The 18,069-nt window shown below is 67.1% G+C and carries 12 protein-coding genes and 1 riboswitch; of the genes, 4 read left to right on the forward strand and 8 right to left on the reverse strand.

The window, feature by feature from the left end:
- Nucleotides 1-136 precede the first annotated feature (136 nt).
- The 3 genes from BMX36_RS11170 to BMX36_RS11180 are packed head-to-tail and all read left to right on the forward strand — an operon-like array spanning nucleotide 137 to nucleotide 5,069.
- The gene (locus BMX36_RS11170) at nucleotides 137-1,549 is read left to right on the forward strand and encodes a sulfatase family protein (protein ID WP_093065586.1); all 1,413 of its coding nucleotides are present in this window, start codon (nucleotides 137-139) and stop codon (nucleotides 1,547-1,549) included.
- Nucleotides 1,549-3,108: a sulfatase family protein gene (locus tag BMX36_RS11175; RefSeq protein WP_093065588.1), complete on the forward strand. Its 1,560-nt coding sequence runs from the start codon at nucleotides 1,549-1,551 to the stop codon at nucleotides 3,106-3,108. The genes BMX36_RS11170 and BMX36_RS11175 overlap by 1 nt, the downstream gene beginning before the upstream one ends.
- Nucleotides 3,105-5,069, forward strand: a complete 1,965-nt coding sequence (locus BMX36_RS11180) for a glycoside hydrolase domain-containing protein (protein WP_093065590.1) — start codon at nucleotides 3,105-3,107, stop codon at nucleotides 5,067-5,069. Before BMX36_RS11175 ends, BMX36_RS11180 begins: the two co-directional genes overlap by 4 nt.
- A gap of 182 nt (nucleotides 5,070-5,251) precedes the next feature.
- Here BMX36_RS11180 and metH read toward each other — a convergent pair whose 3' ends face one another.
- The 7 genes from metH to cobO form a co-directional block, all read right to left on the reverse strand.
- Nucleotides 5,252-7,951 carry a methionine synthase gene (gene metH, locus BMX36_RS11185; RefSeq protein WP_093065592.1) on the reverse strand — a complete coding sequence of 900 codons (2,700 nt, stop codon included), beginning with the start codon at nucleotides 7,949-7,951 and terminating at the stop codon, nucleotides 5,252-5,254.
- 179 nt (nucleotides 7,952-8,130) lie between these two features.
- Entirely contained in the window at nucleotides 8,131-9,216 is a 1,086-nt protein-coding gene (locus BMX36_RS11190; protein ID WP_256210770.1) for a homocysteine S-methyltransferase family protein, read from the reverse strand.
- A gap of 31 nt (nucleotides 9,217-9,247) precedes the next feature.
- Nucleotides 9,248-10,000 (reverse strand): ABC transporter ATP-binding protein, encoded by a 753-nt coding sequence (locus BMX36_RS11195; RefSeq protein WP_093065594.1) that lies wholly within the window; start codon nucleotides 9,998-10,000, stop codon nucleotides 9,248-9,250.
- Nucleotides 9,991-10,953 carry a FecCD family ABC transporter permease gene (locus tag BMX36_RS11200; protein WP_256210771.1) on the reverse strand — a complete coding sequence of 321 codons (963 nt, stop codon included), beginning with the start codon at nucleotides 10,951-10,953 and terminating at the stop codon, nucleotides 9,991-9,993. Before BMX36_RS11200 ends, BMX36_RS11195 begins: the two co-directional genes overlap by 10 nt.
- A complete protein-coding gene (locus BMX36_RS11205) occupies nucleotides 10,950-11,756 on the reverse strand; it encodes an ABC transporter substrate-binding protein (RefSeq protein ID WP_093065596.1) in 807 nt (268 codons plus the stop codon). The genes BMX36_RS11200 and BMX36_RS11205 overlap by 4 nt, the downstream gene beginning before the upstream one ends.
- A 134-nt stretch (nucleotides 11,757-11,890) precedes the next feature.
- The gene (locus BMX36_RS11210; RefSeq protein ID WP_093065598.1) at nucleotides 11,891-13,738 is read right to left on the reverse strand and encodes a TonB-dependent receptor plug domain-containing protein; all 1,848 of its coding nucleotides are present in this window, start codon (nucleotides 13,736-13,738) and stop codon (nucleotides 11,891-11,893) included.
- Between the two features lie 118 nt (nucleotides 13,739-13,856).
- Nucleotides 13,857-14,052: riboswitch (cobalamin riboswitch) on the reverse strand.
- A 21-nt stretch (nucleotides 14,053-14,073) separates the two neighbouring features.
- Entirely contained in the window at nucleotides 14,074-14,688 is a 615-nt protein-coding gene (cobO, locus tag BMX36_RS11215) for a cob(I)yrinic acid a,c-diamide adenosyltransferase (protein ID WP_093065600.1), read from the reverse strand.
- 259 nt (nucleotides 14,689-14,947) lie between these two features.
- Between cobO and BMX36_RS11220 the strand changes: the two genes are divergently transcribed.
- Nucleotides 14,948-17,371 carry a zinc-dependent metalloprotease gene (locus tag BMX36_RS11220; RefSeq protein ID WP_093065602.1) on the forward strand — a complete coding sequence of 808 codons (2,424 nt, stop codon included), beginning with the start codon at nucleotides 14,948-14,950 and terminating at the stop codon, nucleotides 17,369-17,371.
- Nucleotides 17,372-17,374: 3 nt separating this feature from the next.
- Here the strand turns inward: BMX36_RS11220 and BMX36_RS11225 are convergent, their stop codons facing one another.
- Nucleotides 17,375-18,034, reverse strand: coding sequence for a Crp/Fnr family transcriptional regulator (locus BMX36_RS11225; protein WP_093065604.1), 660 nt, complete (start codon nucleotides 18,032-18,034; stop codon nucleotides 17,375-17,377).
- Nucleotides 18,035-18,069: the final 35 nt, after the last annotated feature.

Consider the following 18,069-nt stretch of genomic DNA (forward strand, 5'->3'; position numbering starts at 1 on the left):
CCGGCATGGGGAGGATCAAATATCTGTGACCCCGGGGAGGCGGGGATCCATACCCGCAACGCATCGAAGGAAACGAACCTTCGGCGTTATGGATTGCCGCCTTCGCGGGAATGACGGGTGGGAGTAGAAGCGGGCGATGGACAGACGTAACCTGTTGAAGGGCATGGCCGGAGTGGCCGCAGCTTCCGCCGCCCCCGCCTTTGCCCAGCCCGTGACCAGGCAGCGCAACGTGCTGCTGCTGATCTCCGACGACCAGGGCCTTGATCTTGGTTGCTACGGCGTCGCGGTAAAGACGCCGCGGCTCGACCAGCTCGCACGACAGGGCACGCTGTTCCGCCACGGTTATGCCGCCGTTTCGTCGTGCAGCCCCAGCCGCGCGGTGATCAACACCGGGCTCTATACGCACCAGAACGGCATGTATGGCCTGCAGCATGACGTGCACCACCAGTCGCTGCTGCCGGGCATCGAGACGCTGCCGGCGATGCTGCGCCGCGCCGGCTATGCCACGGCGCTGGTCGGCAAGAAGCATGTCGGCCCCGACAGCGCCTTTCCCTACGAGACGGAATTGGTGCCGGAGCGCGGCGGCATCCGCGACGTGCGCGAACTCGCGATCGCCGCATCCAGCTTTATCCGATCGACCAACAACCGCCCGTTCTTCGTGACGGTGGCATATAGCGATCCGCACCGCGCCGCAGTTGATTACGGCAACGACCGTGCGTGGCCAGGTGTGAAGCCGCAGAGCTATGATCCACGCCGCGTGCAGATACCGGCGCATCTCCCCGATCTGCCCGCCGTGCGGCAGGATCTCGCCGAATATTACGAATCGCTCAGCCGCCTTGATGCGGGTGTCGGCATGATCCTCGACGATCTCGCCGCCACCGGCCGTGCCGAGGATACGCTGGTCATCTTCCTCAGCGACAATGGCCGGCCTTTCCCGGGCGCCAAGACCAATTTCTATGACGCCGGGATCCACCTGCCGCTGATCGTCCATGCGCCCGGCAGCGCGCCGGCGGTGAGCGATGCGATGGTCAGCTGGACGGACATCGCGCCGACCGTACTCGACTGGGCCGGGGTTGCGCCGCCGGCCGCGTACAAGCTGTCTGGCACCACGCTGCTGCCGATCCTTGGCAAGGCCGACGATCCCGCGCGCGATGCGATCGTCGCCAGCCACGACTTCCACGAGATCAACCAATATTATCCGATGCGCTGCATCCGAACGCGCACGCACAATTACATTCTGAATTTGGCCTATCAGCTCCCCTATCCGATTGCCGGCGACGTCGCGGGATCGCCCTCGTGGAAGGCGATCAGCGCCGATCCCGCGATCCGGCTCGGCAAGCGCGAGCAAGCTGCCTATCTCCAGCGTCCGGCGGAGGAATTGTACGACCTCACCCGCGATCCGGGCGAGCTCACCAACGTCGCCGCCGACCCCGCCTATGCCGCGGTGAAGGCGGAGCTGGCGGAACGGCTGCGCGCGGTTCGGGCGGCGACCAAGGATCCCTGGCTCGCCGGGCAGACCGACCCTTATGCCCATGTGGGTGAGCATTGATGGCCAGGGGCATCGACCGGCGCGGCGTCCTGCTCGCCGGCACTGGCGGCGCCTTTGGCCTCTACACCTTTGCGGCAGGCGCCACGCCGGCGCCCAAGCAATTGAAGCTCCGCCGCAGGCCGAACGCCCGTCCCAAGAACATCCTCGTCATCCTGACCGACGATCATCGCTACGACGCCATGGGCTTCATGAAGGCGCAGGACTTCGGCGACACCCCGACGCTTGATCGGCTGGCGCGTGAGGGCGCCCACTTCCGCAACGCCTTCGTCACCACGGCGCTCTGCTCGCCCAGCCGCGCGTCGATCTTCACCGGCCTCTACGCACACCAGCATCGCGTGGTGGACAACAACCATCCCATACCGCCGGGCCTGACCTATTACCCCGAATATCTGCAAGCCGCGGGATACGACACGGCGTTCATCGGCAAGTGGCACATGGGGATCGAAACCGATGCGCCGCAGCCCGGCTTCGACCATTGGGTGAGCTTCAAGGGGCAAGGCACGTATCTGCCGAGCGCGGACGGGCTCAACGTCAATGGCCGCAAGGTGCCACAGAAGGGTTACATCACCGACGAACTGACAGACTACGCGCTGGACTGGATCGGTAGCCGGGACTCCAGTCGGCCTTGGATGATGCATCTGGCGCACAAGGCAGTGCATTCCGAGTTCATCCCGGCCGATCGCCACAAGGGTCGCTACGACAAGGAAACCTTCCGCTATCCCGAGAGCATGAAGGCTGGCGTGCCGGGCCGGCCGATGTGGGTCGAGAACCAGCGCAACAGCTGGCACGGCGTCGACTATCCCTATCACGGCACGCTCGACATCGGCGATTATTACAAGCGCTACATGGAAACGCTGCTCGCGGTCGATGAAGGCGTCGCCCGGATCATCGACCTGCTGGAGAAGCGCGGCGAGCTCGATGACACGCTGATCCTCTACATGGGCGACAATGGCTTCATGTTCGGCGAGCACGGGCTGATCGACAAGCGCGCCGCTTATGAGGAATCTATGCGCGTGCCGATGCTGATGCGCTGCCCGTCGCTGTTCGGCGCCGGCGCCGTCGAACAGGTTGTCGCCAATATCGATGTCGCACCGACGATGCTTGCCGCCGCCGGGCTGGAAGCGCCCGATGGCATGGCCGGCGCGAATATGCTGCCCCTGATCGGCGTCTCCCCGGCAAACGGCGGGGCTGCCGACGTGCCGTGGCGAGAGGAGCTGCTGTACGAATATTATTGGGAGCGGAACTTCCCACAAACGCCCACCGTCCACGCACTGCGCGAGGACCGGTACAAATACATCCACTTCCACGGCATCTGGGATCTGGACGAATTGTACGATCTCGCCGCCGATCCGCACGAAAGCGACAATCTCCTCGCCCGGCCTGGGCATGAGTACCTCGCCGAACGGATGAGTGCCAAGCTCTTTCGCCTGCTGGAAGAAACGAACGGCATGCAAATTCCGCTCAGCGCAGATGCGGGTGAGCGCAATGAATTGCGCGATCCGAAGGGCTCGGGGATGGCGCCCTTTCCGCCCCGCTTCTTCCGCCCGCCAGCCAAATGAGGGTTGCGTTCGCCGCCATAGCGCTGCTGATCGCGGCGCCGGCCATCGCACGCGAGAAGGCGGTCGATCTGGTTAACCCGCTCGTCGGCACGCTTGCTGATTTCGGACAGCTTACCCCGGCAGCCGTCGCGCCTTATGGCATGGTGCAGCTGGGCCCCGACACCACGCCGAAGAACCATGCCGGTTACGACTTCGCGGCGAGCCGGCTTCGCGGCTTTTCGCACACCCGCGCGGTAGGGGTCGGCTGCGGCGGCGGGGGCGGTGATCTGCTCATCTCCCTGCTGCCCGACGGTGCCGCCCCGCTCGCACCCATGGACAAGGCGAGCGAACGGGCCGGTGCCGGGCGATACCGGGTCACGTACGCCAACGGCATTGCCGCCGACCTGACCGCGACGCGCGGCGCCGGGCTGCTGCGCTTCACCGTGTCCCGTCCCGGTCGCTACATGCTGCGCGTCGACGCCGTCCACGCCTATACGAAGCGTCATGCCGCGACGCTCACCGCCACCCGCGGCGAGCTGTGGGCGACCATGACCGCCGGCACGGTCTGCGACGAAGGCGCTTACACGATCCACAGCGCCAGCCGCATCACCGTCGACGCGCGGCCAAGCAGTGGCGCGACGGTAAGCGGTTCGGCCGCCCTCCTACCGCTCGATCTGAAGCGCGGCGCGATCGTGGAGGTGCGCACCGGGCTTTCTACCGTCGATCCCGCTGCTGCGGCCGCCGTGCGTGATACCGAACTCGGCACGCGACCGTTCGCCGCCGTCCTGCGCGACACCCGCGCGCAATGGCAGCGCGAACTTTCCCGCATTCAGGTGAAGGCGCCGCGCGAGCAGCGCGCACTCTTCTACACCTCGCTGTTCCGCGTCATGCAGACGCCCGTGGCGATCGACGATCCGGACGGCCGCCACCGTGGCAGCGACGGCCGGATCCATCAGTCCGCGCCCGGCCAGACCCGCTACACCAGCTGGGCGCTCTGGGATAACTACCGCACGCAGCTGCCGCTCATCGCGCTGATCGATCCCGCGCGCGCCGCCGACATCGCCCGCTCGCTCGTCGCGCTCTATGGCGAGGGCAAGCAACGCTGGTCGACGCGGACCGAGCCGTTCCTATCCGTGCGCACCGAACATGCCGGCATCGCGCTGCTCGATTTCCGCCGCCGCGGCATAGCCGGCTTCGACGCCCACGCCGCGCTCGCCGGCATGGTGCGCGAAAGCGACATGCTTCAGCGTGACACCCCCGACCAGCAGATCGAAGCGGCGTATGACGATTGGGCGATCGCCGAGCTCGCACGCGATCTCGGCGACACCGCACTGGCGAACCGCTTTCATGCCCGGGCGCTCTCGTATCGGCCGATGTGGCGAAAGGTGTTCGAGAATCTCGGTCCCGACGCCGATGTGGTGAAGGCGCGCGGCCTCTATCAGGGCACGCTTTGGCAATATCGCTGGGCGCCGGTGTTCGATCTGGACTGGATGGTCGCCACACTCGGCCGTGACCGCTTCCTCGGCGAACTCGATACCTTCTTCGCGCGCGATCTCTACAACATGACCAATCAGCCCGACATTCACACGCCCTGGCTCTATGCCGCGCTCGGCCGGCCGGAAACGAGCGCGCGGATCGTTCACCGCTATCTGACGCAAGCCGTCGACCATCCCTATGCCAATGAGGGCAAGCGCCCGCAGCCATGGCACGGCCGCAGCTTCGCGCTCGCGCCGCAGGGCTATGCTGATGGCATGGACGATGATGCGGGCGCGATGTCGGCCTGGTACGTCTTTGGCAGCCTCGGTCTTTACCCGCTCGTGCCCGGCAGGCCGGAGTGGACGGTCGCTGCGCCGCTGGTGGAGCGCGCAACGGTGACGCTGGGGGACGGACGGGTGCTGGTGATCCGCAAGGACGGCACGGATACGCCGACGATCACCGTGGGTGGCATGTCACAGCCGAGAGGCAGGCTGATCCTGCAATAGGGCGCCACCCCGGGCTCCGCTGCCTTGCCCGCGGGTTGGGAGAAGAAGAAGCGGGATCTCGGATCAGGTCCGGGATGACGGAGGGGGCTACCCTACCCCGAAGCTTGTCGAAGGGGCGTGCCACAAGCGCCACCGCTCCCGGCACGTCCGTCGAGAAGCTCAGCACGAACGGAGAAAGTGGATCAGCTCAGGTTGGGCCGTAGCCAGCGCTCCGCCTGATCCTTCGGCAATCCCCGCCGTGCGGCATAGTCCGCCACCTGATCCTGCCCGATTTGCGCCACCCCAAAATAGGCCGCGTCCGGGTGCCCGAAGTAGAAGCCTGATACTGCCGCGGTCGGCAGCATCGCCATGCTCTCGGTCAGCGTGATCCCCGCAACATCGCCAGTGCCATCCGCCAGCATGTCGAACAACTCGGGCTTCAGCGTATGATCGGGGCACGCGGGATAGCCCGGCGCCGGGCGGATGCCGCGATACTGCTCCCGGATCAGCGCCTCGTTGGTCAGTTGCTCGTCGGGCGCATAGCCCCACAAGGTCGTCCGCACATGCTGGTGCAGCCGCTCGGCAAAGGCCTCTGCGAAGCGATCGGCCAGCGCCTTCAGCAGGATGTCGTTGTAATCGTCGGTCTCGGCCTTGAAGCGCGCCAGATGCGGGTCGATGCCGTGGATCGCCACCGCGAAGCCCCCCATCCAGTCGCCCTGCGGATCGATGAAGTCGGCCAGGCACATGTTCGCCCGGCCCTCACGTTTCGCGACCTGCTGGCGAAGGAAGCACAAGCGCCGGCTCTCCTCGTTGCTTCGATCGAGATCAGGCACGCGAATATGCTCGGGCACGCTGCCGCCATCGGGGGTGCGATGATCGTCGGAATGGCGGTGCTGCACGAACACGTCGTCGCCGTGGCGGTGGCACGGCCAAAGCGCCGCGACACCGCGCGCGGTGAGCCACTTTTCCGCGATGATCGTGTCGAGCATCGCCTGTGCGTCCGCGAACAAGGAGCGGGCACTCTCGCCCACGATCTCGTCTTCAAGGATCGCCGGATAATTGCCCGCCAGTTCCCACGAGCGGAAAAACGGGGTCCAGTCGATCGCTTCGCGCAGGTCCATCAGGCTCCAATCGTCGTAGCGGTGGATACCGGGCTGAAGCGGCGCTGCGGGCTTCAGCGCCATATCGGCGACGAAGCCATTCTCGCGCGCCTTCTCAAGCGACACGAGGTTGGATCCAGACGCATTGGCGCGCTTGACGCGCACGTCCTCATATTCCGCCTTGGTTCGGCTGACGAACTCGGCCGATTGCGATTCCGAGACCAGCGAGGTGCACACGCCGACCGCGCGGCTTGCGTCCAGCACATGGACCACCGCGCCCTGGTATGCCGGATCGATCCGCAAAGCGGTATGCACGCGGCTGGTGGTCGCGCCGCCGATCAGCAGCGGCATGGTCATGCCGGCGCGCTTCATCTCCTCGGCCACCGTTACCATCTCGTCCAGCGACGGGGTGATCAGCCCCGACAGGCCGATCATGTCGGCGTCATGCTCCTTCGCGGCGTCGAGGATCTTTGACCAGGGCACCATCACGCCCAGATCGACGATCTCGAACCCGTTGCACTGGAGCACCACGCCGACGATGTTCTTGCCGATATCGTGCACGTCGCCCTTCACGGTCGCGAGCACGATCTTGCCCTTGCCCTTCGCCCCCGGCTCCTTCGACGCCTCGATGAAGGGGAGGAGGTGCGCCACCGCCTTTTTCATCACGCGCGCCGATTTCACCACCTGCGGCAGGAACATCTTGCCCGAACCGAACAGGTCGCCGACGACGTTCATGCCGTCCATCAGCGGGCCTTCGATCACTTCGATCGGCTTGGCGGCCTGCTGGCGCGCTTCCTCGGTGTCCTCGACGACGAACGCATCGAGGCCCTTTACCAGTGCATGTTCCAGCCGCTTCTCGACCGGCCACGTCCGCCATTCGAGCGCCGCCTTGTCGTCCGCTGCGCCACCCTTCTGCCCCTTGTAGCGCTCGGCGATGCGGATCAGCCGGTCGGTCGGCGTCTCGTCCTCGTTGCGCGCCGGCCGGTTGAGGATCACATCCTCGCACGCCTCGCGCAGCTCGGGATCGATCTGGTCATAAACGTCGAGCTGCCCGGCGTTCACGATCGCCATGTCCAGCCCGGCGGGTATGGCGTGATAGAGGAACACCGAATGCATCGCGCGGCGCACAGGCTCGTTGCCGCGGAAGCTGAACGACAGATTGGACAGTCCGCCCGAGAAATGGACGTGCGGGCAGCTCGCCTTGATGCGCTTCACCGCCTGGATGAAATCAACGCCATAATTGTTATGCTCGTCGATCCCGGTCGCCACCGCGAAAACGTTCGCGTCGAATATGATGTCTTCGGGCGGAAAGCCCATCCCCGTTAGCAGCTTGTAGGCACGCTGGCAGATCTCGACCTTGCGGTCCTCGGTATCGGCCTGCCCGACCTCGTCGAACGCCATGACGACGACGGCCGCGCCATAGGCCATGCACTTCTTCGCCTCGGCGAGGAACTTCTCCTCGCCCTCCTTCATGCTGATCGAATTGACGATCGGCTTGCCGGAGACGCACTTCAGCCCCGCCTCGATCACGTCCCACTTCGAACTGTCGATCATCACCGGCACGCGCGCGATGTCCGGCTCGGCGGCGATGCGCTTCAGGAACGTGGTCATCGCCTCGACCGCGTCGAGCAGGCCCTCGTCCATGTTGACGTCGATCACCTGCGCGCCATTCTCGACCTGGTTGAGCGCGACGGTGACGGCGGCGTCGTAATCGCCCGCCATGATCAGCTTCTTGAACGCCGCCGATCCGGTGACGTTGGTGCGCTCGCCAATGTTGACGAATTGGGTGGAGGAGGTGGTCATCGTTTTTCCTTCTCCCTCTCCCCGGTTGCGGGAGAGGGTCACGTCTTCTCCCTCTCCCCTCCGGGGAGAGGGTCGGGGAGAGGGGCAGTTACGAGCGTCACGCCCCCACACTGCCCCTCTCCCGACCTCGCCTTGCGGCTCGGCCACCCTCTCCCCGCAAGCGGGGAGAGGGAGTCAGGTCACGCAGCCATGGTGAACGGCTCGAGCCCCGCCAGCCGCGTGCGCACCGGCGGCGTCGGTACTACGCGCGGCGTCAAACCGCGCACCGCATCCGCGATCGCCTTGATATGCGCCGGCGTCGATCCGCAGCAGCCACCCAGCACGTTAACCTGCCCGGCGACCGCCCATTCCTTCACCAGCCCCGCCGTCGTCGCCGGCGCCTCGTCATAAGCGCCCAGTTCGTTCGGCAGGCCGGCGTTGGGATAGACCATGATCAGCGTGTCGCAGATCTCGCTCAGTGTCTTCACATGCGGGCGGAGCTGTTCCGCCCCAAACGAGCAATTCAGCCCGATCGTCACCGGCCGCGCATGGCGCACGGCATGCCAGAACGCCTCCACCGTATGGCCGGACAGGTTACGCCCCGACAGATCGGTCAGCGTCATCGACAGCATGAGCGGCACGTCGCGCCCGAACGCTTCGGCGGCTTCGGATGCCGCCATCACCCCCGCCTTGGCGTTGAGCGTATCGAACACCGTCTCGATCAGAATGAAGTCGGCGCCGCCCTCGATCAGCGCATCGGTCTGCTCGCGATACACCTGCTTCAGGTAATCGAAGTCGATCTCGCGAAAGCCAGGGTCGTTGACGTCGGGCGAGAGCGACAGTGTCTTGTTGGTCGGTCCGATCGCCCCGGCGACGAAGCGCCGCCGCCCGTCGCGCGCGGCAAACTCATCCGCGATGCGCCGCGCCATCGCCGCACTTTCCATGTTGATCTCGCGCACCAGGCCTTCCGCGCCATAATCGGCCTGACTGATGCGGTTGGCCGAGAAGGTGTTCGTCTCGGCGATGTCCGCACCGGCCTCGAAATAGGCGCGGTGAATCGACTCGGGCACCTCCGGCTTGGTCAGCGCGAGAATGTCGTTGTTGCCCTTCTGGTCATGGCTCAGCCCCAGCGTGCCGGCATAATCAGCCTCGGAAAGCTTCCAGTTCTGGATCTCCGTCCCGAACGCGCCATCGGTGACGAGAATGCGCTCGCGTGCGGCGGCGAGCAGGGCTTCACGGGCGCCATCAGGCGCAAGACTGGCGTGGCTGGGCATAGCGCGCAGCATATAAAGATATCTTTATATGTTCAAGAAGCCCTTAGATCGGACGTGTAGGCACGATCACCCTCCTCCCGTCGCCGCGCATCAAGATCTCGACCCCGACACCATAAGCGGCTGCGAGATGATCGCCCGTCATCACCGCCTCGACCGGCCCGTGCGCGAGCACCTGCCCTTCCTTGAGCAGCAGTACCTCGTCCGCGACTGCCGCGGCATGGGTCAGATCATGGAGCACCACAACCACTCCCATCCCCGTGACCGCGGCACCGCGCAGCAGCGCCAGCGTCTCCAGCTGGTGCAGCGGATCTAGGCTGGCGAGCGGCTCGTCGGCGAGCAGCCAGCGCGGTTCGCCCGCCAGCACGCGCGCCAGCAGCACGCGTGCCCGCTCCCCGCCCGACAGCTCGCGCACCGGCCGATGCGCCAGATCCGCCGTCCGGGTCGCCAGCAACGCCGCGTCGATCGCCGCCCGTCCGCCGTCGCCATGCGGCAGCCGCCCCAGCGCCACCACGTCGCGCACCCGCATGTTCCAGTGCACCACGGCATCCTGCGGCAGATAGCCGATCGCCCGCGCCCGCTCCCGCGGCGGCATCGCCGCCACATCGCTGCCATCGAGCGCCACCCGTCCCGCAGCGGCGGGTACCAGCGCGGCGGCGGCGCGCAGCAGCGTGCTCTTCCCCGCCCCATTGGCGCCGAGCACCACCGTGACCCGCCCCGGAACGAACGCCGCCGACACGTCGCGCAGCACTGGGCGCCCGCCCAGCGCCACGGTCAGCCCTTCAGCGTTCAGCTCCAAGACCGCCCCCGCTCCCCCAGCAACAGCGCGAGGAAGAACGGCGCGCCGATCAGCGCCATTGCCACCCCCAGCCGCACCTCGCCCGGCCCCGGGACCAGCCGGCACAGGCTGTCCGCGCCAAGCACCAGCGCCGCGCCGCCGAGCGCGCTCGGCACCAGCAGCGCCGACGGCCGCGCTGCCACGAATGGCCGCAGCAGATGCGGCACCACCAGGCCGACGAACCCTACCACGCCCGTCACCGCGACGCCGGCGCCGACGGACAGGCCCGTCCCCAGGATCACCAGTGCCTGCAATCGCCTGAGGTCCACACCAAGCGAACGCGCCGCCTCGCTCCCCAGCGTCAGCGCGTCGAGGCTGCGCCCCGTCAGGAGCAGCAGCGCCGCTCCCACAACCATGAACGGCGCGGCATGCAGCAGGTCATCCGGCCCGCGATCGGTGAGCGCACCCATCAGCCACTCGATCAACTCGGCGACGACATAAGGGTTTGGAGCGATCGAGATCAGGAAGGCGGTCAGCGCCGCGGCGAGGCTGGCGAGCACAGTCCCGGCGAGCACGAATGCCGCCGGACTCTCCGCGCGCCAGGTCAGCGCGGCGAGCAGCCCCATGGCGCCGATCGCCGCGGCCATGGCGGCGGCGAACACGCCCCATTGGCTCCCCACGCCAAGCACCAGCGCCGCCACCGCGCCCAGCGCCGCGGCGGAGGAGACGCCGAGCACGCCCGGATCGGCGAGCGGGTTGCGCAGCCATCCCTGCAGCACCGCCCCCGACAGCCCGAGCGCACCGCCCAGCAACAGTCCCAGCAGCGCGCGCGGCAGCCTGAGCTGCGTCACAATCGCCCAGCGCGGGTCGTCCGACCATGCAGCGGCGAGCGGTACCCACGCCTTGCCCGCCATCAGCGAGGCGACGAACAGCACCGTCACCAACGCGGCAAGCAGCAGGTGCAGCCGCCTCAAGCGCCGGCCCCGCGCCGGATCTCGGCCAGTCGCCGCAGTGCCGCCGGGATAGTCGGCCCGCCGCAGTTGATGAGGTCGCGCGCGAACGGGACGTCGCGTGTCTCGGCGCCGAGCAGCCGACGCCGAATCGCCGCCGTTCGCCCGCCCTGATCAGGCGACAGGATCAGTGCAGGGGGATGCGCCACGATCGTTTCGACGGGTAAGCGCCCCGTCATCGCGATGCCATAGTCTGCCGCGGCATCGCGCAGCCCCGTGTGCGTCATCATCTCGTCCAGCAACGTGCCGCCGCCGTTCGCCAGATCACCGCCGATGAACAATAGCGCTGACACCGGTGCGTCAACGCTCTTTGTCTCGGCCAGCGCCGCGTCGATGCGTGCGTTGAGCACCTGCCCCCGCCAGCGTTCCTTTAGCGCGTCCGCGACTTCGGCAATCTGCTCCTTGCTCGCCGCGACGGTCGTGGGCGAGCCGAGATACAAGGTATTCAGCCCGGCCCGCGCGAAGGCCGCCCGGGTCGCCGGGGGTGTGAAGCTCGTCGCGACCACCAGGTCGGGCGAAAGCGCGATCACTTCCTCCGCCGTACCCGCCGTGGTGCGAAACCGCCGCGCCACGTCAAGCGGGATGGAGGTAGCGCGCGAGTCCTGCGAATAATGGCTGATCGCCGCGATCCGCTCAGGAGGGACGAGCGCGAGCAGCAGCTGGTCCGCACACGGGTTGAGCGACACGATCCCGCCACGCCGCACCGGCTGGTCGGCTGTGCAGCCGGCGAGGAGGAGAGCGAGGAGCAGCATCGCGCGTTCGAACATCTGCTGATTACCTCGCCTAGTCCGTCATGCCGGGCTAGTCCCGGCATCCAGGGTTCCGCAAACCTCATGCTTGCGAGTTCGCGGAACTCTGGACCCCGGCACAAGGCCGGGGTGACAAAAGGGGTCGGTTAAGGTCAATCCAGCTTCACCCGCACACCGCCGTACACCGCCCGGCCGATCGTGCCGTAGTTCGCCACCGTCCGGTAATCGGCATCGAACAGGTTCTCGACCCGCCCGTACAGCGAGAAGCGATCCCCCAGCGGCAGTTCGGCGCGAATGTTGGTGATCGTATAGCCATCGAGCCGAACGGTGTTCGCCGCATTGTCGAAACTGTCGCCGACCACCAGCACCGTTCCGCCGAGCCCCAGACCGAATGGGAAGCGGTAATCGGCGGACATGCTGACCGTGTCCTCGGGCCGGCGCGCCAGATCGTTGCCGACGAACCCCTCGCTGCGGTTTTCGCTGTCGATATGGCTATACGACCCGCTGATCGTGAAGCCTTGCGCCGGCCGCATCACCAGCCCGAGTTCAACGCCCTCCGCGCGGGTGCGGGCGATGTTGCTGTACGTGAAGGTCAGCGAATCGAAGTCGATCTGGTTGCGCGTCTTGCGGTTGAAATAGGTCGCGCTGGCGACGAGCTGGTCGCCGATCAGCTTCTGCTCGACGCCTGCATCCCAGCTTTTCGCCGTCTCGGGATCGAGCGTCGGCGTGCCGTAGAAGGGCGCATAGAGCTGGTACAGTGTCGGCGCCTTGAAGCCTTCGGCGTAGCTTGCGCGCAGCGTCGTGCCGGTCGGCAGCGTATAGGCCGCATTGGCCGCGAAGGTGGTGTGCCCGCCAAACGCATCGTCGTCGTCATGGCGCACCGCGCCGGTCACGGCCAGGCCCTCCACCGGAGTCAGGATCAGCTCGCCCCACACGCTCGTCACGCCGCGGCTAAAGCGGTCGAACCCGTCGGAAAAGCGCGTGTCCTCATGCTCGACGCCGGCGACGAGCCGCACAGCGTCCATCGCCTGGAAATCGCCCTTGTAAGTGTAGCGCTCGCTGCGACCGCGCCCGATGAACTGCGGCTCCGCACCCAGGTCGCGATCGAGATTGTCGCGGTTGATGTCGGCGATCTGGAAGGCAATCGTGTTGCGGGACCGGCCGTCCGCGAAATCGGCATGCAGCCCAGCATAGCCGTACAGCTCCTGCGCGGTCGAATATTCGCGTGTGTCTGCGAAGGCATAGGTCGGCGCGGGAAAGCCATCGAGATCGGTGCGGCTGTCTGCCCAATAGCCGCGAAGGTCGAGGCGCAGGTTGGGCGCGAACGCCACTTCCACCCGGCCGCTGGCGCCGTACTGGCGATAGCCGTCGCGCTCGCTGCCCTGATCATAGGCCGAGATGCCATCGGTGCGGAGGTAACCGCCGGTCAGCGAGCCGGAAACGATGCCCGAGCTGCCGGAAACGCCGCCGCTGGCGAACAGCGTATCCATCTCGCCATATTCTACATTGCCGCGCGCCTGCAGGCCCTGGGTCGGCGCCTGCGTGATGACGTTGACGACGCCGCCGATCGCCTGGCTGCCCCACGGCACCGAGTTGGGCCCGCGCAGCACCTCGACGCGCTCGACCGAGGCGCTGAGCAGATTGGCGAAATCGAACGCGCCGCCGGTGGACGACGGATCGTTGACGCGCACGCCGTCGATCAGCGTCAGCGTCTGGTCGCCCTCCGCACCGCGGATGCGCACGGCGGTGAGCGTGCCGATGCCGCCGTTGCGCGTGACGGTGATGCCCGGCGTGGTCTGGAGCAGGTCGGTCAGCACGACCGTCTGGCGCTGCTCGATCGTGTCGCGATCGATGATCGTCACTGCCTGGCCGGTAGTGTCGACGTCCTGCGGCACGCCGCTCGCCGTCACCACGATGTCACTATCGCGGTCGAGATCCTGCGCCAGCGCCGGCGCGGCGATCAGCGCTGTCGATGCCGCCAGCCAGTGGATGATCTTCATTGTTCTTGCCCCAAACAGGGCCGCGGCCGGCGCTTGCCTGCGCCGTCCGTCAGCCGATCCCTCTTGTCGCTCGCTCGAGGGTTTCGGCCTCGTCCGCCCGGCACACCCCGTCCGCGCGATGGATCGACGTGCGACCGGCAGGTCTCCTGGCTCTCGGGTCCATCATGCCGCCCTGCCTTCCCGGATCGCTCCAGTGGCTGGGATGGGCGGCACTCGCCGATCACAGTTGCGGGGGCAGCGCGGGTGCGGGCGATGCGCCCTTCCCGACTTCCCTTTTCATCCCGTCTCCGGGAACCGTTCGCGGCCGGTGCCGTAGGACCGATGCGGCCGATCCGTCAATATTCCACGCCCTTTTGCGCGTTGAACCCGGCATTGAAGGGATGCTTCACCTCGCCGAATTCGGTGACGAGATCGGCGATTTCCACCAGTTCGGACCGGGCGCCGCGACCGGTGACGCAAATGTGCTTGGTCAGCGGCCGCTCCTTGAGGAACGCCAGTGCCTCGGCGAACGGCAGGGTGTCGTCGGCGAGCACGATGTTAAGCTCATCGAGGATCACGAAGTCGATCTCGGGATCGAGGATCAGTTCCTTGGCCCGCTCCCACCCGCGCCGCGCCGCCGCGATATCGCGCGCGCGGTCCTGCGTATCCCAGGTGAAGCCCTCGCCCATGCTCTCGAAGCTGACGAGGTCGCTCGGATGATCGGTGAAGAAGTTGCGCTCCCCCGTCTCCCATGTCCCCTTTACGAATTGCAGGATCGCGACGCGCATCCCCCAGCCGATCGAGCGGATCGCCATGCCGAAGGCGGCGGAGGACTTGCCCTTGCCGTTGCCGGTATGGACCAGCAGCAGCCCGCGCTCGAGCGTTCGCCGCGCCTGCATCTTGTCGCGCGCCACCTTCATGCGGCGCATCCGCTCGTTGTGACGGATGTGGTCTTCGGGCTGGTCGGTCATGGACGCGGTATCGCGGCGCGATCTAGCGCACGCAACAGCTAGAAGCTTACCTCACCCGCTCCGTCATCCCGGCCTCGCGCCGGGATCCAACCGTCCGCGAACGCTGGTGCTGCTTTCTCGGGCGACAGAGTATGCGGCGCCATGGATCCCGGCTCAAGGCCGGGATGACGGGTGATTGTACAGGCCCGGCTCCCCACTGTCGCCCGCTGGGCAACCGTAGTCCGTCCTACTAGTGATGCTGGCACAGGGGGACTAATCGATGAACCGCACGACGATGCTGCTCGGCCTTGCACTGGCCGTGACGCCGCTTCCGGCCGAAGCCCAGGCCAGCAATCCACTCGCCGGCACCGAGCGTCTCGACGGCCTGCTCCCGATCCACCTCGATCGCAGCGACGGGCGCATCCTTCTCTCGCTCCCCGCGCCCGGCGCGGACGGCATATCCACCCGGCTCCTCTACTCCACCGCGCTGCGCACCGGGCTCGGCTCCGCCCCCATCGGCCTCGATCGCGCGGCGCCCGGCCCGGCGCAGATCCTTGTCGTCCGCCGCCTTGGCAAGAAGGTCGCGTTCGAGCTCGAGAACACCCGCTTCCGCGCGACCGGCGGCTCGCCCGCCGAACAGGCGGCCGCCAGCGACGCCTTTGCCACCTCCACCCTCTGGCTCGGAGACGTGACACCAAGCGCCGATGGCCGCCTGCTGGTCGACATTGCGCCGTTCCTCGCCCGCGATACCAAGGGCATCGCCGATCAGCTCAAGGACGGTGGGGAGAAAGGCTGGAAGCTCGTCGGCGACTTGAGCGCCGCTGACGTCAACGCGGTGAAGGCCTTCCCGCGCAACCTCGTTTTCGAAGCGCGTCAGACCTACGCCAGCGACACGCCCGGGCCTGAGGTGCGCAACATCGCCCCTGATCCGCGCCAGTTCACGCTCGTCGTCCGTCACAGCTTCGCCGCGCTTCCCGAAGGCGGCTACACCAGCCGCACCTTTGATCCGCGCGGCGGCAGTTTTTCAACGCAGATCCTCGATTTTGGCGCGCCGCTCGGTCGCCAGATCGTGCGCAACCTTTCCAATCGCTTCCGGCTCGAAAAGACCGACCCCACCGCGCCCCGCTCGCGCGTCAAGCAGCCGATCGTCTTCTATATCGACAATGCCGCGCCCGAGCCGATCCGCACCGCTTTGCTCGAAGGCGCTTCCTGGTGGAAGCAGGCGTTTGAGGCGGCGGGCTATATCGATGCCTATCAGGTCCAGATTTTGCCCCAGGGCGCCGACCCGCTCGACCTCCGCTACAATGTCGTCAACTGGGTGAACCGGGCGACGCGCGGCTGGTCCTATGGCTATGCCGTCACCGATCCGCGCACGGGTGAGATCCTGAAGGGATCGGTGCTGCTCGGCTCGCTGCGCGTGCGGCAGGACATGCTGATCTACGAAGGGCTGGTCGGTGCCGCCGCGACCGGCAAGGGCGGGCCAAACGACCCGCGCGAGGTCGCGCTCGCGCGCATCCGCCAGCTCGCCGCGCATGAGGTCGGCCATGCGCTCGGCCTGCTGCACAATTTCGCGGCCAGCACGCAGGATCGCGCCTCGGTGATGGACTATCCCGCGCCGCGCATCGGGCTGGTGAATGGCGCGCCCGACCTGTCGGACGCCTATGGCACCGGGCTTGGTGCGTGGGACATGTACGCGATCGACTGGCTTTACGGCGACAAGGCGGGCAGCGATCCCGATGCCCTGGCCGCGACCAAGGCTGCCGACGCGCAGCGCCGCGGCTTGCGCTTTGTCGCGGACGAGAATGCGCGCGCCGTCTCCGCTTCACAACCGTGGGGCAGCCTGTGGGATGATGGCGCCGATCCCGTTGCCGAGCTCACCCGCATGATTCAGGTGCGCGCCGCCGCGATCGTACGCTTCGGCCCGGAGGCACTCGCCGCCGACGAACCGGCCTCGAACCTGCGCCGCAAGTTCGTGCCGATCTGGCTGGTGCACCGCTATCAGGTGGAGGCTGCGGCGAAGCTGCTCGGCGGCGTCGAGTCCGAATATGCCATGGCGGGCGACGGGCACGGCACGGCCCGTGCGATATCCGGCCCTGCGCAGGCGAGCGCGCTGGATGCCCTGATCGCGACGCTCGATCCCCCTGCGCTCGATGTGCCCGAACGGCTGATCCCATTGCTCTCTGCCGGCTGGTCGGGCGACGGCGATCGCCAGTTCGATATCGAAGTGATGCGCACCGCCGGCGCTGCCGTCTTCGATCCGCTGGTCGCCGCGCAGGTCGGTGCCGAAGTGACCCTTGATGCCCTGCTCTCGCCGCCACGGCTGGCGCGCCTTGCCGATCAGCACCGTCGCGATCCCGCCATCGCAGGGCCGGGTCAACTCGCCCGACGTCTCCTTTCCCTGACAGAAGCGGCGAACGCCAATGCGCGGCTCGGCGCGATACGGCGCGCGGTGGGCACACGCATCGTTCTGAGCCTTGCCGAAGCCGCTCGCCACTCAGCAAGCGGATCCGAAGCGAGGGCGCAGCTCGACCAGGCATTGGTTGATTGGGCGGACGCGCAGGCAAAACAGCGCTTCGCCGACGCGGACGACCGCGCCTGGTCGCTCGCCACCGCGCGCCTGCTGCGCGATCGCGATGCACTGGCGGCCGCGCTGAAGGACGAGGCGCTGCAACCGACGATCCCACCCGGCATGCCGATCGGCTGACCCTCAGCCACGCACGATCGCTTCCAGCGCCGCCCGGTCGCGTAGCCTGATCAGCCGATAGCCGCGCTCGATAGCGCCCATGCGCTCGAACGCGGCCAGATGCGCATTCACGGTCTTGCGCGATAGTCCGGTGGTTTCCGCCAGATCGCTCTGGTTGATGGCCAGCCGGTCGTCCTCCGCGAACTGCAACAGGCGCAGGGCGACGCGGCCGGCGGGAGTTTGCACCAGCAGATGCGCCGCCAGCCGCGTCATCTGTTCAAGCTGACGATAGACCAGCTCGTTCACCCGGCGCCAAAGATCCGGCTCCTCGCGCGCCGCCGCGTCCAGGCCGGCATCGGTGATCATCAGCACGCGCGAAGGCATGTTCGCACGCGCGGTAACGATCCTCGGCCCGCCGCCGTGACGCTGTGTCTGCCCCAGGATCATCGGCGCGCGCACAAGGCCGATCAGCACATCGCGCTCGCCCTTCAGCGCTACCTCCAAGCGCAAGGCCCCACTCAGCACCGCGCACAGGCCCGTGCCCGTATCGCCCTGGCTGTACACCCATTGTCCGCGCTGCAGCGTCACCATCCGCCCTGCGGCAGCGAGACGGGCCTGCATCGCAGGGGATTGGCGGTCGAACCATGCGTCACGCGCCAAAGCCGCGATCAGTTCTTCAGCCACTGTCACGAAGGTGACAATAGGACGCCAATGGCTGG

The organism is Sphingomonas sp. OV641, assembly GCF_900109205.1.
Classification (GTDB): domain Bacteria; phylum Pseudomonadota; class Alphaproteobacteria; order Sphingomonadales; family Sphingomonadaceae; genus Sphingomonas.

Bases quoted from the DNA above. Each gene is read 5' to 3' on its own strand.
- BMX36_RS11170 (WP_093065586.1), top strand. From the start codon at position 137: ATGGACAGACGTAACCTGTTGAAGGGCATGGCCGGAGTGGCCGCAGCT.
- BMX36_RS11175 (WP_093065588.1), top strand. From the start codon at position 1,549: ATGGCCAGGGGCATCGACCGGCGCGGCGTCCTGCTCGCCGGCACTGGC.
- BMX36_RS11180 (WP_093065590.1), top strand. From the start codon at position 3,105: ATGAGGGTTGCGTTCGCCGCCATAGCGCTGCTGATCGCGGCGCCGGCC.
- metH (WP_093065592.1), bottom strand. From the start codon at position 7,951: ATGACCACCTCCTCCACCCAATTCGTCAACATTGGCGAGCGCACCAAC.
- BMX36_RS11190 (WP_256210770.1), bottom strand. From the start codon at position 9,216: ATGCTGCGCGCTATGCCCAGCCACGCCAGTCTTGCGCCTGATGGCGCC.
- BMX36_RS11205 (WP_093065596.1), bottom strand. From the start codon at position 11,756: ATGTTCGAACGCGCGATGCTGCTCCTCGCTCTCCTCCTCGCCGGCTGC.
- BMX36_RS11210 (WP_093065598.1), bottom strand. From the start codon at position 13,738: ATGAAGATCATCCACTGGCTGGCGGCATCGACAGCGCTGATCGCCGCG.
- cobO (WP_093065600.1), bottom strand. From the start codon at position 14,688: ATGACCGACCAGCCCGAAGACCACATCCGTCACAACGAGCGGATGCGC.
- BMX36_RS11220 (WP_093065602.1), top strand. From the start codon at position 14,948: ATGAACCGCACGACGATGCTGCTCGGCCTTGCACTGGCCGTGACGCCG.